The sequence below is a fragment of the Pseudoalteromonas sp. SG44-1 genome (assembly GCF_014164315.1).
Taxonomy (GTDB): domain Bacteria; phylum Pseudomonadota; class Gammaproteobacteria; order Enterobacterales; family Alteromonadaceae; genus Pseudoalteromonas; species Pseudoalteromonas rhizosphaerae.
Genome location: NZ_JACJEW010000129.1, coordinates 1 through 2,816, shown reverse-complemented (window position 1 = coordinate 2,816; position 2,816 = coordinate 1). Strand labels below are relative to the sequence as shown.

Below are 2,816 nucleotides of genomic sequence, written 5' to 3'. Positions count from 1 at the left end.
CAGCAAATCCTCTTTTTATATTTTACGTAAAATCGAAGTAACCGATTGAATCAAAATAGGAACTCGGCTATGGTTAATGCATCAATAAAAATAAATTAAAAACGAGTTATTCTACAGCCTCGTTAAATTTCAGGAGAAACAATGAAGCTCATTCTAGTAACAATCCTTTCGCTAGTATTTTCTGCTAGCACTTTAGCAAGTGAGGCAGTTGAACTTCGCCACAAAGGTGTGGAGGCAGCATCGAAAGGTGATTTTGCATCAGCTCAAAAATACCTAGATCAGAGTGCAAAACTAGGATTTTACACAGCACAAGTTGAGTATGCATATTTGCTAGAGTCTAGCCCAGGCTCAGTACAAAATAGTGTTGAGTCTTATGCTTAGTACAAAGTGGTTATTGCGCGAGCAGGTACTGACACAGAGTTCGCAAAAGAGGGTTTGGCTCGGCTAACCAAAGCAATGTCTGAGGCAGAGTTAAACCAAGCAAAAGAAACTACCACAAAATATATTGAACAATATGCCAAGTAAAAATTTAACACATATGAGCCTGAACTCATTTCATAGGCACTTGTGTTCTATTTGACAGTTTTCATTTAGTGGCGGTCAACTCTAAATCAATAAACTAATTCGTTTACTTCGTCTGTCGATGTGGCTGTTAAGCAAATAGCTTACGGCAAACACATATAGAGGCGCTTTTATCGCAGCCAGGTTTTTCCCATATCCTTTTGGGGTCGCTGGGGCACTACGACCAAATGGATTTAGAAGGTAGGGCGAAGCAGTATGCCAGAGCCGAGACATTCATCGGTTAACTTCATCATGGCACTACTCAAGGGGGCTGGTTTCATCAATCGAATATGTCGTCTCGTTTAGTTTAATTTTAATCTACATGCTCGTTAGCCGTGTTTCCTAAATTGCTTACTCAGTGCTACTATAGTGATACATTTTTGTGGAGGTTATTATGAGAGTAGAGTTAGTAACAACATTGAAACGCCAAGCGACGAAAATATTATCTGAACTGCATTTAACTAAAGAGCCCGTATTAATCACCGAACATGGGCAACCGTCAGCGTATCTTGTTGATGTTGATGACTTCGAATTCATGCAAAAACGTATGCAAATCCTTGAGGCGTTAGCTAAAGGCGAGCAGGCAATAAGTAGAGGAGAAACTACGTCTAATATTGAAGCTAAAGAGAAAATGAATAAATGGCTGAAATAATCTGGACAAATCCTGCTCTGGAAGATTTAAACGATATCGCTGAATATATTGCATTGAGTAACTTGCTGTCAGCTAAAAAGTTGGTGGTGAAAATCTTTGCTAAAGTTGAACGCCTTGAAGATTTCCCTGAATCAGGGAAAACACCGATTGAACTATCAAATCTGAATTATCGTGAAGTGATAGTTAATCCTTGTCGTATATTTTACAAAATAGACAATGATAAGGTTTTTATTTTACACATAATGAGACAAGAGCGTGATTTACGTAAGTTCTTGTTGCAAATGTAGCTTACATTAATCGGGTAGCCTGAGCTCTTTCAACATCACCCATATGCGCTTTTTATTTACAGTAAGTGCAGTGGGCGGTTCACCTCCTGTAATCACGATGTACTGATAAGGCTAGGCACTTACCACCTAAAATAAGCCACTCAAACACCTGCAAAAATGCCAATTAAAACAACACCAAGCCCTCTTTTTATATTTTACGTGAAAGCCAGTCGTCGATTGAATCAAAATAGCAACTGGGCTATGGTTGAACCATCAATAAAAATAAATTAAAAACGAGTAATTCTACAGCCTCGTTAGAGTTTTCTGTATGTCTCTTGTAAACGGAATTCCAATTTCAGAACTACCAAAGGTTCTTAATCTTATCTTTGAAGATGATGTTCTTATTTACGAAGCTTATTCAGATTTCGATAAAGAAATACAAATTTTTTCTAATCGGAAGGATTTGAATGAATATGCTAATTTCAAACTATCTGAGAATGACTTTAGGTGTAAAGATATCAACTTGACTCTCCACTACTCTGACACTGGTGGGGAGGTTTACATTGAGAAACATGATTTGGTTCCAGATAAGTGTGATGGTGCTACCTATAGATATACAGCAGATGGCTGGGGCACAATCAATTTCAATATTTTTATTGAAGGAGATTACTTCGTGTTGTTTTCGCTTCATGCAAGAGATAAAAAGGAAGCAAAAGAGTGGCAGGATACTTATCCAGAGTTTGGGTCTTTTTTAGTTTGGGAATGGAAAAATGTCAGTAAGCATTTAAAAAGACTAGAGACGTCATACAGTGCAATTCATAATAAGTTGGCAAAAAAACTCTAACAAGTCGATTATGTTCGCCCAACAATTTGGGCTGAGACTGCAAACCCGCGCGCCATATCGAAGAAAAACAGCATCAGGTCTTGCATCTTGCATTTTATTATAAAAGTCAAAAAGAAAGACCTGCCGACGGAACCATGCGAAGGTTATAGTCTCTGAAAAGGCAAAAGCTATCCCAACTTGTCAGCTAGTGATTCAAATTACTCATGCTCTAAATATCAACCGTGGGAAGCTGAAGCGTTTGAACTAGAAGATAGAGTAAGAGAAGCTTTATATAACAGGATCCCAGAATTAAAATGCTTATAACAAGCAATTAGGATCGGCAACGTCCGTTCATGGCACTCTGTCGCCATAATAATTCTTACAGGTCAAAAGACTGCTATTTTAATTTAAGTCGATTTAGCTACGGCTAACTTAACCAATTGTAGTTATATTAAAAAAACATGCTTGACTTAAATTAACGGCACTTTTATTTTTTCGTTGCTAGTTGCCCGTT

4 protein-coding genes are annotated in these 2,816 nt (G+C 37.7%); all 4 read left to right on the top strand.

Features of this window, described 5'->3' with window-relative positions; translation table 11 throughout:
• Positions 1-141: 141 nt before the first annotated feature.
• The 4 genes from H5187_RS23020 to H5187_RS23005 all read left to right on the top strand — a co-directional run bounded on the left by H5187_RS23020 (position 142) and on the right by H5187_RS23005 (position 2,323).
• The gene (locus tag H5187_RS23020; protein WP_182794692.1) at positions 142-381 is read left to right on the top strand and encodes a hypothetical protein; all 240 of its coding nucleotides are present in this window, start codon (positions 142-144) and stop codon (positions 379-381) included.
• Between the two features lie 574 nt (positions 382-955).
• Positions 956-1,213 (top strand): type II toxin-antitoxin system Phd/YefM family antitoxin, encoded by a 258-nt coding sequence (locus H5187_RS23015; RefSeq protein WP_149981240.1) that lies wholly within the window; start codon positions 956-958, stop codon positions 1,211-1,213.
• On the top strand, positions 1,201-1,500 hold the full coding sequence (locus H5187_RS23010) for a type II toxin-antitoxin system RelE/ParE family toxin (RefSeq protein WP_182794693.1): 300 nt from the start codon (positions 1,201-1,203) through the stop codon (positions 1,498-1,500). The genes H5187_RS23015 and H5187_RS23010 overlap by 13 nt, the downstream gene beginning before the upstream one ends.
• Positions 1,501-1,807: 307 nt before the next feature.
• Positions 1,808-2,323 carry a hypothetical protein gene (locus H5187_RS23005; protein ID WP_182739800.1) on the top strand — a complete coding sequence of 172 codons (516 nt, stop codon included), beginning with the start codon at positions 1,808-1,810 and terminating at the stop codon, positions 2,321-2,323.
• Positions 2,324-2,816: the final 493 nt, after the last annotated feature.